The organism is Rhodoferax sp. (assembly GCF_018780565.1).
GTDB lineage: Bacteria > Pseudomonadota > Gammaproteobacteria > Burkholderiales > Burkholderiaceae_C > Rhodoferax.
Genome location: NZ_JADMJN010000001.1, coordinates 25851 through 41501, shown reverse-complemented (window position 1 = coordinate 41501; position 15651 = coordinate 25851). Strand labels below are relative to the sequence as shown.

The following is a 15651-nucleotide window of genomic DNA, read 5'->3' as shown; positions in this document are numbered from 1 at the left end:
CTCAAGCCTCCCGTGCAACGGTTGCGGGCGTTGCCGCTGACGATACCGGTGCACCAGCGTAATACTGCTGATGGGCGAGCTCCACCAGATTGGGGCCGCCACCGCCGCCGCCGGGGCCGCGCTTGGGATTGCTGGCGAGCACACTGGCGTCACCATCATCAAGCGGTGGTTCAGGTTTGCGGCGCACCCGATGCAAATTAGCCACCAAGTCCAGCGCCGTGGCCTCTCCCAGCGACTCGCCCGCATCGTTCTCAACCCCTATGACCCGTTCGCCGTGTGGGTCCACGACCAGTTCGACGGTCTTGCCCGACAGCTCATAGGGCACCTCAAACTGCTGGCCCAGATAAGACACGGTGCCGTTCTTCTTCACGAAGCGGGTGACGCGGTGATAAAAGAGCGAATCCAGTGTGGCCGCTTTGGCACCCAGGTTGCGGATGCGAGGGAGGTCTTGCTGATAGCGCGCCAAGGGGGTCATGCCACCCAGGCTGGTGTGGCCGGTGCGGTGATAGACCTGCTCCAGCCAGGCCCACAGCCGCGCGTTCAGATCGGCTAGGTCGGTGATGTGGCGCTCGTCGAGCTCGCTCAGGAACTGGTCACGAAAAGTGCGGTGCCAGCGCTCCAGCTTGCCCTTACCTTCGGGTGCGTACGGGCGGCAAAAGATCAGGTGAATGCCTAAGCGCGCGCACAGAGCCTGCAAGGTGGCGGCCCGGTAGGCCGCCCCATTGTCGACCACCAGTTTGATGGGTATGCCACGCCTGAGCAATGCCTGTTTGAGCACGCCTTCGATGTCCAGCGCCGTCTCGCCCAGGCAGAAGGCGCTGTGGGTGACCAGACGCGAGGCATCGTCAAAGAGCGAGACCAGGTAGGTCTTGCGCAGTTGCCCATTGAGGGCTAAGCGCGGGCCATGCATCACATCGCCGTACCAGATGGAGCCAGCGAACTCGGCGCCAAAGCTGCGCTTCTCTTCGGGCAAGCTGGGCGTGCCGGTGATGTTGGAGAGGCCGTGTTGTTGCAGCAGTCGATGGATGGCCGATCTGGAGAGGTTGTGGTTGGCCTGTAGACCGGCGACTTCAAGCAGCCGCAGAATCTGGCGAATCGAGCGCTTGGGGTTCTCGCGCTTGGCCGCCAGCACCGCTTCTTGCAGCGCAGGAGTGAGCTTGGACTGACCGCGGTCTATGCGAACCTTGGGAATTAGGCCATCAATGCCGTCTTTGCGCCAGACGTAGTACCACGCCTCTATGGTCTTCTCACCCAGGCGACTACGTTCTGAGCCGGGAATGGCGTACTCGCGCTGGGCCAATTCGCGGATTACTTGTTGAAGTTCGCCGCGCTCCAAGCGCTCGCGACTGACCAGTTGGCCCAGCACGGAGAGCCGGAACAATGCTATGGAATCGATCTGTTTCATGAACGTACACCTTGAGTTAAAGAGGTGCCGATGAGACCGCGGATCGCGCCTTTACGTAAGTGGGCAAAGTGTGTGGGGTACTCCAAACGGTGACAAATGCGCTGTCTGCGCTCACTTCAGGATCAGCCCATCATGGGACGATCTGGTCCTGATCGAGCCAGGCCATGGCCACACCCAGCGTCATCTCATGCATGACCCGGTACCACAGCATTGGCGTATCAGGCGCTCGTCACAACTCGGCAAAGCGGCTGCGCAGGTGAAACACGAATTCCTCGCTGCGTTGGCAAAGCCAGTCCCGCCAGCGCCGCACGGTGTGCCACCCAACGTCTGCGCAGACACTGCAGCGGCGTACGGAAAATCCCATGAGTGTGAGCATGAGCACGAATTGCTGCACCGCCCAGTTGTACCAACGCCTGGGCGCGATGCACAGTGGTAGTCGAGAACAGGTGCGAAGACATGCGGCGCACAGGAAGCGCGCTATGGCCACAGGGTTGAATGAGCCGTCGGAACCGGGTTCGCGGTCGGCCTTGCGCGCGTAGTAGCCGTGACCCCAGAGCTTGCAGCCGTTGCAATGCGGACAGTTGCGAGGCCGGTAGGCATCACTGCTGGATGCGAGCGCAGCAGCGTGTGACGCAAGAGTGGTGATGCTCGCTAGAATTCTGTGCATAGGCTGGTCTTCTGTTGTTGGGTTTGGGTTTAGGCACCACAAACATTAACCAAAGGATGACCGGCCTATCTTGTTTGCAAACAGGGGGGCGCAAGAATTCTGCTGCCAGGGGGTGCCTCCGGCGGCCTGGCGGGGGCCGGATGAAAATCAACCAAAATCAACCAAAATCATCAAAACCAAAACCCCAGTCACCGTTCAGTCCCGCAATACATTCGGGCGCGGTACTGCAAAGGCTTTAAAAAGACCTGGGACAAAACAGAGGGGCTGATCCTCAGGTGTCGACGGACGTAACAATTCAGTGCTTGGATTTTCCCGCACTTGGACAGGGCTACCCTCAATTTTTTTGCCTCTGATTACAGCTAATTCGACTGACTTTCGGAATTCTGCAAGTCCCTCTTTTGACATGACCAAAATTTGGAAGGCGTGTGAAAGATTATTGTTTGGCAGTTCTATATCTTTGTACATACATGCAAACAGGCTGCATGGACTACCCCACCCCGGCAGGCAATTCTGATCTATGATTTGCAAATGCCGCGATGTATAGTTTCCCGGTGAAAGCCGATTATTTTGACCGTGACGCCGTCTCGGGTTGTAAAATATCTCGATGTAATCGAACGACATTCTGCATGGCGTGACATGCTTAATCACGGGTTCCTGCTTTGCTGCAGATTCTGCAATACAGATTCAGGTATATTTCGCTCCAAAGCGGAATCGATTTCCTGTTCGTTGGCATCCTTCAAACGGATGCGCTGCCTGAGCTAATGGCCATTTTCTGCATGGCCCGTGTGCCGCTTTAGGTGCTCAGCGGTCAGATCAACTTGGAACAGGCTGATGTCGTCTTGCGTACTCCCTTTTGGGTGGAAAGGAGTACTGATGACCTCAATCAGTCTTAAGATGTAAATGAAGATGAAGGCGATCAGTCCTACGGCGACGAAGGACGTCGAAAATGGTTCAAGAGCCGTAAGGAGCAGAAGACCGATGGTGCCGTGCAGCACAGACTTCGCCAGAAAGAACGCCGACGGGATGAAGCGGATCGTCTGGATGTAGTTGACACGGAACAGATTTCGAACCAGTTGCGCTTGCTCCTGCTTGAGCTTGACGATGTAGTTGGGCGGCACTTCGGCCTTTTCCATCTGCGCGAAAAACTCCCCCAGCGCAAACACATGATGGTGAGTCTCCCTGTTGCCTGACACCATGTCGTCGCGCAAGCTGTCCAGCGCCGCGAGCAGTCCCTCGCGGAACCCGGCAATGTCGAAGGGGTGGCGGCGACTGATCAAGAGCGCGTCCTCGTACATATTCTCGACGATAGCCGTGAATTCCGCGGGAAGCCGCTCGCTTTCCTTGTAGTCTGCGATGGTGGCTGACAGGATGAATCCGAGGATGAAAAACCCACCGGCGACGGCAGTGGCATGCAGGGGGCTCAAGACCAGCGCCTCCAAACCAAGCAAGTGAACGACAAGCTTCAGCCCGAGCACCAACGCGAGCCACGCCAGGCTCCGAACGAAGATTTGCTGCTTGGAGATCCAAGCTTTCATACGAGGAAACTGCAGCATTTGAAGGTGGGCCTTGCCAAAATAATCGATTCCCCGGATGTCTTCGACACAGCCGATTCACCTTCTACCACTCGTCACAGGACACGCGTCAAACTCGTTTGCCACTAGTCGATCCTGCGTCGTGCGCTGCGGTGTATAACGTAGGAAAGACTGGGCCAGCGGCCGTATCATTGATTCCAAGTCGATTGCCATACTCGACGACGCGGCTACGCGGAGGGGTCGCAAATTTTCGTTGCACGAACTATTCTCCATATCCGCCCCTCAATACTTGCTGCCAAGAAAGCATGGTGCACTATTTCACAAAGATGAACCAGCATAAGGTCAAAATCCGCTGCGCATTTCAAGCTCGAGGCGCTGCAACAGAAGACCATCAGGCTCTGTCGCGTTACTGTTGACTGGTAAGCGGTCTATTATCCCCGCCCTTGCATGAACCCGGCGAATGGTGATGGAGAATCGGGATAGAGGTGGCCGCCAACCGATCAGTCAGCAGGCATCTAGCTACGAACTGCGCTGGACTTGCTGGTTTCTTACCAGCTTTTGCCTATAGCCCATTTTGGGTACATGTTGATGAAATGGCGGCGAAAGTTTAATACAATGCCCTAAGATAACTCTATTTATCTTAGGCTAAATTTTTTGCGTCAAAACCACTCTTGGGCAGCCTTTCTTCATGAAAAACCGCAGCATTACAGTCCAGGGCACCCCGGTTGGCTACACCACGCGGCACGACCAGGATTACATCTCGCTCACCGACATGGTCAAACGCTTCGGCGACGAGACCGTTCTCTACGGGTGGCTGCGCAATCGCAACACCGTTGAGTTTCTGGGGATTTGGGAGCAGATCAACAATCCGGACTTCAAACCTGTCGAATTCGAGAGGTTTAAAGCCCAAGCGGGCCTCAACAGTTTCTCGCTGTCTCCCTCCAAGTGGGTGGAGGCTACCGGGGCCATCGGCCTGTACGCCAAATCCGGCCGGGGCGGTGGCACCTACGCCCACCGCGACATCGCCTTTGAATTCGGTTCATGGCTCAGTCCCGAATTCAAACTCTATCTCATCAAGGAATTCCAGCGCCTCAAGGACGAGGAAGCCCGTGCGACTTCCCTGGAATGGAATTTCCAACGCACCCTGGCCAAGGTCAACTACCGCATTCATACCGATGCCATCAAGGAACACCTCGTCCCACGCCAGTTGACCCGGACCCAAACGGCCACACTCTACGCCAGCGAAGCCGATCTGCTGAACGTGGCGCTGTTTGGCATGACCGCTGCTCAGTGGCGCGAGGCCAACCCCAAGGACGGCGGCAACATGCGGGACGCGGCCACATTGGAACAACTGGTGGTACTGTCCAACATGGAGAGCATCAATTCGGTGTTGATTCACCAAGGCATCGGCGCGCCTGAACGCTTGGGCCAACTCAACGCCATTGCCATTACCCAAATGCGCTCACTCGTTGGAATGGGGGCGGTCAAACGTTTGGGCAAGGCAAATCCCCCGTGATTGGGCCGGCGTCAAAGGATCTGGCCACGGGGTCGCATGTGTTGCGCCAGGCAACCCCTGGTGGCAGCGCCGTTTACGTGCATCGTCTGGGACTGCACCATTTTGCGTATCTGCGCGCGGTATCCGAAGGCCTGCCCATCGTAGAAGCTGCCAAACGCTATCTGGGGGTGGAACATGGCCACCAAGCAAAAGTCGCCCACCTGCAAACCCGTGATGCAGTGCGCGCGGTGGCACGCCGGCGGGGTTTGAGCGCCTGGCGCTTAATTGGACTGAGTTTTAGCGCAATGCAGACTGATGTGACGACCTATCAGGGCGCTACCTGCATCGCCCCCAGTCTGGACGAGTTCATTGCGGCAAGCGCCTTGGAGGATTGGTCTGAGTCCGAGGTGCTGCAGATGCACCATGAAATCTATCCGGCCAATGCCAGAGCATTGCGCCGCCAGCGTGTGCGTTCCCGCTTGCGGGAGCGATTGCTGTGCACCCTTCATGAGCTAGAGACCCTTGCCGCCGAGCAGCCACAACCTTCTGACGCCATTGCGGGTTGGTTTGACAGCACCACAGCCGTCAAATTGCTGCGTATCGACGTGGTGATTTTGGCGCAGCTGCAGGAGCACATTGCCGCGGGCGGGCGGTGGTGGCGCTTACTGCCTGGGATTGGGCGCACCAAAGCGCAACGCATATCCGCATACCTGGCCATACTGCTGATCAATCAGCCACAACCATGCCGACCCGTATTCGCGTTACCCTCTCCACCACGACCTCTCGACCCGGACTTGCCCACATACTCGGAGTACCCCTTACTTCTCGCGGACGACGACAAAAAGGCAATCGACGCGTGGGTTGCGGCCAAGGCGGGCTCTGCGGCAACGCTCAAAGCCTATACACGCGAGGCGACACGTCTTTTGCTATGGCTGCACTATGAACGCCACGCAGCCGCGCTGGGGCGTATGACACTGTTGGACTGCCGCGATTACATGGCTTTTTTGCAGCATGTGCCAGTACAGTGGATCTCACGCGCCCGCGCCAAGCCCGGAGCCCCTGGGTGGGCCCCCTTTCGCGGCCCCTTGAGCACACGCAGCGTGCGCCAGGCAATCACCATCGTTGTGTCGATGTTTCACTGGCTCCAGGCAACCGGTTATATCGGCAAGAACCCATGGTTATTGGTGAATCAGAAAATTGGCGACGACAAAGAAGAACGGGTGCTGCAATCCAAGGCGCTCAGTGAAGTGGCCACGCAACAGGTCATTGCGTACTGCAAAACTAAGCTGCCCGCGCCGGCCGCACATCGCATGGTGTTTATCGTCCAATTCGTCGCCAGTGTGGGTTTGCGCAGCGCCGAATTGCTGGCAGTCAAACTGTCTGACATTCAGCACGAAGAGGAAGGCTGGGTCATGCAAGTGCATGGCAAAGGCTCCAAGAACCGTATCGTGGCTATTCCCCCATCCGCCTTGCAGGCACTCAACACCTACCTGCAAGCGCGGGGCCTGGGTGACATCACGCGCGCGGATTCTGCTGCGCCGGTACTGGCCAGTTTGCATGATCCTTTGCAAGGTGTGGGCTACCAGGCACTGTACGAGCACGTTAAGTCCTGGTTATCCAAGGCCATTGACGTGGCTGACCTGCCCGCATCTGAGCGACACCGGATGAGCCAGGCTTCCACACATTGGTTGCGCCATACCTTTGGCACCCGGGCTATTGCCAAGGACGTTCCCCTGGATGTGATCCAGGCTCAGATGGGGCATGCCAGCATCCAGACCACCACAGCAATCTACGGACGCGCCCCCATGCGCCGGCGCATTGATGAGCTGGACCGGGCATTTAAATAAACTTCCAGCATGCGCGGTGACAATAACGAGCGGCTGACCATCCTGTCAAATGCTGAAAAAACGGCCCTCTACGGCATTCCCCACTTTGATGACTTCCAGCGCATTGAGTTTTTTGCGCTGACAGAGGCAGAACTGGCCCTTGCGCTGGGGCGAAAAAGCGTCCTGGCACAAGTCTATTGCCTGCTGCAAATCGGCTACTTCAAAGCCAAACAGGCCTTTTTTCTATTCTCTCTTGATGACCTCCCGAAGGAAGACGTAGAGTTCATTTTGCAGCGGTATTTCCCTGGCCAAGCGCTTGTAAAGACCGCACTGCACACCAGTGAATACTATGTGCAGCGCAATAAAATTGCGCAACTATTTGGCTACCGGATGTACTGTGCGGGCGACTTGCCAACACTGCAAGAAAAGGCCAGGCTCCTGGCGCGCACGGATGTAACGGCCACCTTTTTGCTGGCCGAACTGATGGTCTTTTTGATCGGCCAGCGCATCGTGCGGCCAGGCTACTCAACGCTACAGACCATCATCCGAGATGCCCTCGTTGCTGAGCGGGGCCGCCTGGAGCAATTGGTCGAAGCGGCCATGACCGATGAGACTCGCGAGACGCTGCAGCTACTGCTAGCCAATGAGAGCACATTGTCGGAATTGGCCGCCCTCAAACAAGATGCCAAGAGCTTTCGCTACCGCCAGATGGGCATGGAGCGCCAAAAGCGCCTCACGCTGGAGCCCTTGTATGCAATTGCAAAGAAACTGCTCCCCGGTCTTGCAGTCTCCCAGCGCAACATCGCCTACTACGCCAGTCTGGCCAATTTTTATACCGTCTACGACTTACGGCGGTTCAAGCCTGCGCAAACCAACCTGTATTTGCTCTGCTATGCATGGCAGCGCTACCGCCAGCTCACAGACAATGTGGTGGAGGCCTTTGGCTACCAAACCCGCCAGCTGGAAGATGAAACCAAGGCGGTTGCCACCCAGCAGGCCGCCCAAATACACATTGAGCGCCAACAAGCCACGCCACGGGTGGGCGAACTGCTCTTGCTGTACGTGGATGACTCGCTCACCGATGTCACCCCGTTCGGCACCGTGCGCCACAAAGCATTTCGCATCATGCCGGAAGATACGCTGCGCTCGACCGGCAAACTCCTGACAGAAAAGCCCGTCAGCCAGATGGATTTGCGCTGGCAGGCCGTGGACAAGCAGAGCGGACTTTGCACCAAAAATTTGCGCCCACTGGCCACCGCCTTGGACTTTGCCAGCAGCAGCGCCGGTGGAAAAGTCTGGCTGGCAGCACTGAAATGGATGAAGGATGTCTTTGCCCGCCAGCAATCCCTTGCCAAACAGCCCCTCGCTGAGGTGCCACCAGGCACACTTCCCAAACGCCTGCGCGACTTCTTGCAGACCTTTGATCAGAATGGCAAGCCACTTGGCCTGCAGGGCGAGCGGTACGAATTTATGGTCTACCGGCAACTGCGTAAACGCCTTGATGCGGGCGACATCTATCTTGACGACAGCGTGCAGCACAGGCGTTTTTCTGATGATCTGGTGTCCATGGAGGCCAAGTCCGAAGCGCTCAAGGCGCTCGACGTTCCATGGATGCGCAAGCCGGTTGATGAAACACTGGACGCCCTTTTTGTTGAGCTCGACGCGCAATGGCGTGCGTTTGATAGCGAACTGCGCGCGGGCAAACTTAAACATCTGGATTTTGACGTTGACAAGAAAACGCTCATCTGGCACCGCCCCAAGGCCGACAAGGACAAGCAGCTGCAAAAGGACTTCTATGCCAAGCTCCAAGCACGCGATATTGCCGATGTCTTCCGGTTTGTCAATGAGAGGTGCCACTTTCTGTCGGCAATGACGCCTTTGCAGCCGCGCTACGCAAAAAGAATAGCCGACGAAGACAGCCTGATGGCGGTGCTTATTGCCCAAGCCATGAACCACGGCAACTTCAAAATGGCCGAAACCTGTGATATCCCGTACCACGTGCTGGATGCCACACATCAGCAGCATCTGCGCCCGGCAACGTTGATCGAGGCGAACAACAAAATCAGCAACTTCATCGCCACGCTGCCTATTTTTCCTTACTACTCCATCGACATGGATGTGCTGTACGGCAGCGTTGACGGACAGAAGTTTTCTGCCGCCACCCCAACGCTCAAAGCCCGGCATTCACGCAAATACTTCGGCAAGGATCGCGGGGTGGTCGCCTACACGCTGCTTGCCAACCATGTGGCGTTGCAAACGGAGATGCTGGGTGCCAACCAGCATGAGAGCTATTGGGTGTTTGACATCTGCTACAACAACACGTCTGATATCAAGCCGACCACCATCACCGGCGACATGCACAGCATCAACATGGCCAACTTTGCCATCCTGCACTGGTTTGGCATGAATTTGGCCCCGCGCTTCACCAATTTGCATGCGCAGTTGAAACACCTCTACGGTGGTGCTGGACAGGAGGAATACGCAGGCTTCCTGATTCAGCCTGTGGGCCAAATTGACCGCAACCTGATTACCTCCGAGAAGGCCAATATGGACCAGATTTCCGCCACGCTGGCACTCAAAGAAATGAGCCAAAGCGTGTTGATGCGCAAGATCTGCACGCTGTCCGGGCATCACCGTACGCGAAAGGCCATCTTCGAATATGACAAACTGGTCCGTACCATTTACACGCTGCGCTACCTGCGGGACCCACAATTGCAGCGTGACGTCCACCGCTCAGAAAACCGCATCGAGTCCTACCATCAGCTACGCTCCACCATCGCCCAGGTGAATGGCAAAAAGGAATTGACTGGGCGCACCGACCTGGACGTGGCGGTCAGTAACCATTGCGGTCGCCTGATCGCAAACGTCGTGATTGCCTACAATTCCATGCTGTTGTCTGGGCTACTGAGCCGCAGTCTGACTGCGGGCAGTGAGAGAGAGCTGGCGTTGCTCAGGCGCATCTCACCAGCGGCGTGGCAGCATCTGCATTTCCTTGGACACTATGCATTTCGCGATAAGGGGAAACCGATTGACCTGGATGCCATCCTGACGGAAATTAACTGGGCTTAAACTGCGTCCGCAATTCGTCCGACCTACCAACATACCCCGCCTATGAATGTCCAGCATCTACTGCCAAGGTTAACGCTTCACCGTCAGTTTGCCGAAGACCTTTGGGCGGCCAAGGCACCCTGCTTTGCATTGGGCATGGTGGAGGAGCGCCAAGAGCCGATGGGCCTGTTGGCACTGCGTCCACCCAAGGCCATGCCGAAGGAAGCCATGGCCTTGGGCTTCAATTTCGGCCACGCTCTGGTGGGCAATGCAGACTTTGAAGTAGTGCAGCTCTTCTTTGAGTTCTATGGTTTTGCCACCTACAGCGTGCTGCTCAACCCCAGCAACCCCTTGGTCCAGAAGGTGTTGTCCCATATGCTGACCAGCAAGCAGTATTTTTTTCTCGCCATTGCGCCCGATGCGACGGTGACTGCCTTTCGTGCGGAGTTCGGGGCCGACCGCTTGGCTGACTTGCGTGAGCATTGGCCCCGTCTGCAAAACTCCCGCACCAACGATTTGCAGTACCAAAAAGCGGTTAGGACCATCCAGAAACAGACGCAGGCCCCCGACGCTTTGCTGACATGGGTGTGCCGTGACCATGTGGACTGCCTGGACCCTCGAAAAGACCCCTTGGAGTTAACGTCCAGAGGTGCCCAGGCGCCGCAAGACAAGAATCGTGACGAGCGCCTGGCCATCGCCCAATTGCTGGATGCCAAAATGCGTGAGTTTGAACGCACCGACAATGGCAACCAGTTGGAGTTGTTGGCCCAGATGGCCCCCTATATGGAGCTGTTTCAACAATTGATGCAGTCGGCGCAGAAAGAAGAGATGAACGTCCTGTGCGAGGCGCACCCGGCGCTGGATCGCTTTGTCCAACTGTTGGCGCGTATTGCCCAAGGTATCCAGTCGGGGGCAATCACCGTGCCGCGTTAACTACGCATGCCCACATGCATCACTCAAATTCATCCTGTTTTGGCAGCCGTCTGAAATTTCCGCCGGTTTGGGCTTAGAACCCCCTCCTCGTTGGCCCTTTTGAGTTCAGCCTTAAGCCGGGCGACCTCTGCTTTGAGGGAAGCGTTTTCGCCAGTGCCAACCCCTGGCTGCTCTTTGGCAAGGCGTACCCACAGATACAGGCTTTTGTCAGACATGCCCAGTCGCTTGGCCACATCCACAACCCCATGACCACGCTCGGTCACTTGCTTTACCGCCTCGGCTTTAAATTCCGCCGGGTATCTGACTCTCTTCATGACTAACTCTCCAGTTCAATTTCGACCTTAACAGGTGTCTATTGAAGCGGGTGAAGTCCATAGCTATGTTTGATTGCATGCACAATTTGTATGTGATGTAAGCAAAAAAGTTGGGTGAAAAAAGAGCCCCTCGAATCTAATCGTCAAATCGAAGAACGGGTCTGACGATTTCGGACGCTGATCGGCTTCGGGCCATCTGCCGACACTCACGAATGTCAGCTATCTCGATATCGAAATTTGCCAAGTGGACTTGCTCGAAACCTGACAGGAGCCTGCGACTCATACGTGCCCAGGGCGCCCGGACGCGAGTTCGATGTTGTCGTCTGGAAGCTGCCATTCGGAGTCTTTTAGTCGGCCGACTTTTGCCGGGATTACCTATAAGCAGGGACTCTTTCGCAGAAAAATTGCGGCAGTGATTGCCATAGCTAGCGGCACATGCAAACGTTAATTTCTATGGGCACTAGAACCACGAGCCAATCGCGTCTTCGATGATGCGACGCCTTTGACTAGAAAAGTCGTGGGAGGTCTTGAACGCCTGCCTCACGTCCCGCAGGTAGCCACGTCCACCCCACACCTTGCTGGCAGCCGACACAATACACGCGAAATCGGAATCGTCGCGTCCAAGGCGCCCGAACGAAGCGACCGAAAGGCCTTTCCGAACGTACAACTGAGCAATTCCGGCGAGCAGGCGTTGGCAGCGATCCCAAGATTGCAGGTCATGCGCCTCTGGCAGTTGGTGGACAAGTAATTGCCATGCGCTTTGCGATAGTAAATTTGCCGCCGCTGCCGCGCTTACGGTATTGAGTGCGAGTGCTACCAGCGCAACAATATTCCGCGATCGCGGTCCGAAGGCGCGAGCCAGCAAAAAACTGCAAAGGTATGCGTCATCTTCGGGAATTGCGCCTGTATCAGTCAGTTGGGCTGCAATCACCCAGGGGTCATCGCCGAAATCGTTTGGCACGAGATCAGGATGACTCGCGCGTGCGATAGCCGCCAGTGCCGAGCGATCCAGACCTCGAGTAGTTGCCAATACTTGCGCAACCGTTCCCGGATACTTTGTACCGGCCTGGAGCCAATCCTGCAATGCAGGCGCAGGCTGCTCTCGCGAAGTCAAAGCCGTAGCGAGTTTCCGCCAAACATTCTCATTCCCAAACGCCTCGAATGCGATCGGTATCAACGCAGTTGACTGTGAGGCGATCAACTGGTCGAGCGCTCGCGGCGCAATCTCAACGTTGCGCGCCGCTGCGCGGATAGCTCGCGTTGCGAGCGCTGGATCGGCACGCCAAGTCGCAGCGTTGGTGAGCAGTTCAGGGCGCAGGTCGAATGCAGTATCGGCAAACTCCCCCGTGAGCGGCAGACCTTCAAGCAACAAGTCCAGCTCAACCGCATTCAGTCCGGAACTCGCAACATCACGACCCCGGCCACCGGATTCCCAGAGTTGCGCTAGACGGATCGGTGCGAAGCGCCATACGGCGACACCAAGCGCACGCGCATTCTCGACCAATTGTTGATGGTCAACAAGTGCGAGGTTGCTCAGCAAAAACTCCAGGCTCGAAGCATCAAGATCTGAGGCACTGCCGATAGCAGCTGTAAGCATCAGCTGGGCGGCAGTTGACGGCTCACCACTTGATACCTCGCGTACCAAGCTCAGAGCCTCATTCCACGTATTTCGGCCAGAGGGGCGAATGGTCAGCGCCATGTGCAGGCGTGTTAGCGGAACGAAGGCTCGCCGCCCTGTTGTTAGGTCAGCCCCGGCTTGCTGCAAGAAGTCGCGAAGCCCCGAGGTCCTTGGATGCTTTGAGTCAAGAACCAAGTGGTCAAGCCAGTCGGCCGCGACAACTGTTGCATCTTGCGCAAACGTTGCAGAGGGAAACTTGCTACGAATTCCGCGCTCGGACTCCGGGACTACTTGCAGGTCAAAGGCGATTTTTGGGGTCGACCGATCTGCAGTTGTCAGTGTGCAGAATCGAAACCCACGGCGCAGACGCGGCCATTGCTGTGACCAGAGTGTCAACACATTTCGCTCAACGCGAGCTGCGTCGTCACTACCGCAGACAGCGATGACCTTTGCATCCGGTGCCCCATATAGAGCAAAAAGCAGCTGCCGATACCAGTACTCATCACTTTCGATGGCGAAGTTGAGTGGTTCCAAATCAGTGATGGTGAGTTCAAGCGCCCCTTCTCGGCTCGGTTCACTCTTTGCGCCCTGCACGCCCTCAGGGCGCCGGAATAGCGTCAACAAGGTTGTCGCATCTCGTAGCTTGGCAACGTCAGCAAACTCAATGAACAGCGTATGGGTCCACACAGCGCCCGGACGCTGCATTTCGGGCGCCGGCCAAGTGCGGGCAAACGCGTAGTAGCCGGACTCCGGTAGTGGGTAGCCAGTCAGATAGCCGCCTTCACCAATGGGCAGTCCCGAGCTTGACGTGTCGCTGGAAATGAGAACGGCCTTGCTGTCCCTCTGCGTCAGCTGAGCAGAGTTCCACAACTCCCGGTGCCCTTCGACATAGCCATGAACAGCCTGTCGTATGACGATCTGCTGCCGCGTCATCACTGCATCAACCACACAAGAGGGACTGTGAGGTCGTGGGACGTGCTGACGCCATCCGTCAGCTCAATGCGCCTCGAAGGTTCGTCAGCCGCGCGGAGGTCCTGCGCCTCTTGCTTCCGTTGGGCTCCGGGCTGTGTGTCGTCATATTCGCCGCCCTGGGCGCTAACGCCATAGACAGTCCACTGCCAGAGCTTCGGATTCGTGTCCAGATACTGCGAGAGCAAAGGCAACTTTGCTCGAAGAAACTCACGTGGCGTCAGACGTTCGCCCTTCGCTTTGTCCCATGCCGACAGCATGACAACAAGGCGCCGCGGCCCAATGTCCAGCGGCGTCGCGCCGAGGAGGCCGAGCAGTCCAACCAATTGCACCTGTGTAGGCGCCATGCTCGGCTTCCACGGCACAGGCTGGGCAGCCTCGTTAGCTGGCAAGTCCAGAGCGCGCGCCATGGCGGCGACATCCACGATCCACAGCGGACGCTTGATGCCGTCTGCGTGCACGAAGAGCAGCACGCTGCCTTGCGTCAGCGTCTCGGCTACTACCTTCTCGCACTCGCGCTCTTCCCACATCTGCCGGTATGACTCCCCGGCGATGTCCGGGAACGTGACGGTGACCGCTTGTTTGTCATCCGTCACCAAGTTGATACTGACGAACTGATTTCCTCCCAGCAGCGTTCGCTCTTGCATTTGCGCATTCCGCCATCGTGCTGCTATGGAGTTCAAATGCTTGCGGTTGCCACTTTTTAGGCCGCCAAAACGCAACTTAGTATCGGTTTCACGACTGAAAACGAGGTGCCACAACGCCGCCAAGAAGGTTGTCTTGCCACTCCCGGGCAGGCCAAGGACCACAATGGATTGCTGCGTCATGGCGAGACTCCAACCTCGGCGAGACGCGCGATGACCCGCTCTGGCAGTACTTGCGAGGTTTGCGCCTGGTTTGTCGGCGATACGTCCTCAAGCCAAAATTTGAGCAACTCGGGGATACCGGCGCCTCGGTCCACGCCAGGTTCAGTGGGTGAAGCGGCAACGCGAAATACTTCAATCTTCGCGAAGCGATCGGTGAAATGCGCGTTGAGCCTGGTCACTACGGTCTCGAGATCGGCCTCCACGCGCTTTGCGTTCGGTGATGCTCTTACCGCATCGATCTTAGTCAGCACTATCGCTAATCGAGCACCGATGGGGACGATCTCAGCATCATTTAGCGCCTGCAAAATTAGCAGCATCTCCTCCCGCGCGTTGTGCCGATGGCCGTCATGAGCCAAGCGCCTGCCGTCAACCAATAGTGTCACAACATCAGCCCGCTCGACTTCGACGAACTCGGCTGCAAATGTCGTGTCATCGCCGGCCTCGCGATACTCCTCCCCTGCCCGATCGCCGAGCAGGAGATTCAGCGCTTCGCCAGCTACTTGATGGAGCAGCGCAATGTGAAAGAAGCGCACCTCGCCTCGCTTGGTGCGCTCACTGTGCGGAGTGCCGCGCTGCGATGCGACCCGCGCATCGTGACAGGCTTTCTCGAAGGCGTGCAATGTTTGAGAATCGCGGAAGGCGAACGGCGCGATTGGTCCGTCCTGCAACTGGTCGTAGAGGCCTGCAATCAGGCTTGTCTTGCCTGAGTCATGCGGGCCCACAATCGCGATGACGCGCGCGCGGGCTCGTGGAAGCAGGTCTCGTGCTTCGTCGGGGGTGAGGCGATCCGCATGCGGCAAGGAGACCATCTCGCGAGCTGCACCGTCTTCCGCCTCCGGAGCATCATCCAAGGGCGGAAGCGGTTTACCATAGTTGCCGCACGCCGAGGGATCAAGTCCCTCGACGCAAGTGCCCGTTTCAGCGATCTTGCAGTCTGGGTTGCTGCATTGAATGACCCCACTTGGCGCATTCATAGCG

Annotated in this window: 11 protein-coding genes; 4 read left to right on the top strand and 7 right to left on the bottom strand. The window is 57.2% G+C overall.

Features of this window, described 5'->3' with window-relative positions; genetic code table 11:
- Position 1: 1 nt before the first annotated feature.
- The 3 genes from IV109_RS00190 to IV109_RS00180 form a co-directional block, all read right to left on the bottom strand.
- Positions 2-1405 (bottom strand): DDE-type integrase/transposase/recombinase, encoded by a 1404-nt coding sequence (locus IV109_RS00190; RefSeq protein ID WP_296690675.1) that lies wholly within the window; start codon positions 1403-1405, stop codon positions 2-4.
- Between the two features lie 229 nt (positions 1406-1634).
- Positions 1635-2072, bottom strand: a complete 438-nt coding sequence (locus IV109_RS00185) for a DUF6431 domain-containing protein (RefSeq protein ID WP_296690673.1) — start codon at positions 2070-2072, stop codon at positions 1635-1637.
- 758 nt (positions 2073-2830) lie between these two features.
- Positions 2831-3607, bottom strand: coding sequence for a hypothetical protein (locus IV109_RS00180; RefSeq protein ID WP_296690671.1), 777 nt, complete (start codon positions 3605-3607; stop codon positions 2831-2833).
- Positions 3608-4292: 685 nt separating this feature from the next.
- On the opposite strand from IV109_RS00180, the gene IV109_RS00175 reads away from it, so the two are divergent.
- The 4 genes from IV109_RS00175 to IV109_RS00160 are packed head-to-tail and all read left to right on the top strand — an operon-like array spanning position 4293 to position 10906.
- Positions 4293-5120: a KilA-N domain-containing protein gene (locus IV109_RS00175; protein WP_296690668.1), complete on the top strand. Its 828-nt coding sequence runs from the start codon at positions 4293-4295 to the stop codon at positions 5118-5120.
- Positions 5117-6946: a tyrosine-type recombinase/integrase gene (locus tag IV109_RS00170; protein WP_296690665.1), complete on the top strand. Its 1830-nt coding sequence runs from the start codon at positions 5117-5119 to the stop codon at positions 6944-6946. Before IV109_RS00175 ends, IV109_RS00170 begins: the two co-directional genes overlap by 4 nt.
- A gap of 9 nt (positions 6947-6955) precedes the next feature.
- Positions 6956-9994 carry a Tn3 family transposase gene (locus IV109_RS00165; protein ID WP_296690662.1) on the top strand — a complete coding sequence of 1013 codons (3039 nt, stop codon included), beginning with the start codon at positions 6956-6958 and terminating at the stop codon, positions 9992-9994.
- A gap of 42 nt (positions 9995-10036) precedes the next feature.
- Positions 10037-10906, top strand: a complete 870-nt coding sequence (locus IV109_RS00160) for a hypothetical protein (RefSeq protein WP_296690658.1) — start codon at positions 10037-10039, stop codon at positions 10904-10906.
- Between the two features lie 29 nt (positions 10907-10935).
- Here the strand turns inward: IV109_RS00160 and IV109_RS00155 are convergent, their stop codons facing one another.
- The 4 genes from IV109_RS00155 to IV109_RS00140 form a co-directional block, all read right to left on the bottom strand.
- A complete protein-coding gene (locus tag IV109_RS00155) occupies positions 10936-11220 on the bottom strand; it encodes a transposase (RefSeq protein ID WP_296690656.1) in 285 nt (94 codons plus the stop codon).
- Between the two features lie 460 nt (positions 11221-11680).
- Positions 11681-13771, bottom strand: coding sequence for a hypothetical protein (locus tag IV109_RS00150; RefSeq protein WP_296690654.1), 2091 nt, complete (start codon positions 13769-13771; stop codon positions 11681-11683).
- Positions 13771-14634 carry a hypothetical protein gene (locus IV109_RS00145; protein ID WP_296690632.1) on the bottom strand — a complete coding sequence of 288 codons (864 nt, stop codon included), beginning with the start codon at positions 14632-14634 and terminating at the stop codon, positions 13771-13773. Before IV109_RS00145 ends, IV109_RS00150 begins: the two co-directional genes overlap by 1 nt.
- A complete protein-coding gene (locus IV109_RS00140) occupies positions 14631-15647 on the bottom strand; it encodes a hypothetical protein (protein WP_296690630.1) in 1017 nt (338 codons plus the stop codon). Before IV109_RS00140 ends, IV109_RS00145 begins: the two co-directional genes overlap by 4 nt.
- Between the last annotated feature and the right edge of the window lie 4 nt (positions 15648-15651).

Coding starts and splice junctions, on each gene's coding strand:
- IV109_RS00190 (WP_296690675.1), bottom strand. CDS start 1,405: ATGAAACAGATCGATTCCATAGCATTGTTCCGGCTCTCCGTGCTGGGC.
- IV109_RS00185 (WP_296690673.1), bottom strand. CDS start 2,072: ATGCACAGAATTCTAGCGAGCATCACCACTCTTGCGTCACACGCTGCT.
- IV109_RS00180 (WP_296690671.1), bottom strand. CDS start 3,607: ATGAAAGCTTGGATCTCCAAGCAGCAAATCTTCGTTCGGAGCCTGGCG.
- IV109_RS00175 (WP_296690668.1), top strand. CDS start 4,293: ATGAAAAACCGCAGCATTACAGTCCAGGGCACCCCGGTTGGCTACACC.
- IV109_RS00165 (WP_296690662.1), top strand. CDS start 6,956: ATGCGCGGTGACAATAACGAGCGGCTGACCATCCTGTCAAATGCTGAA.
- IV109_RS00160 (WP_296690658.1), top strand. CDS start 10,037: ATGAATGTCCAGCATCTACTGCCAAGGTTAACGCTTCACCGTCAGTTT.
- IV109_RS00155 (WP_296690656.1), bottom strand. CDS start 11,220: ATGAAGAGAGTCAGATACCCGGCGGAATTTAAAGCCGAGGCGGTAAAG.
- IV109_RS00150 (WP_296690654.1), bottom strand. CDS start 13,771: ATGACGCGGCAGCAGATCGTCATACGACAGGCTGTTCATGGCTATGTC.
- IV109_RS00145 (WP_296690632.1), bottom strand. CDS start 14,634: ATGACGCAGCAATCCATTGTGGTCCTTGGCCTGCCCGGGAGTGGCAAG.
- IV109_RS00140 (WP_296690630.1), bottom strand. CDS start 15,647: ATGAATGCGCCAAGTGGGGTCATTCAATGCAGCAACCCAGACTGCAAG.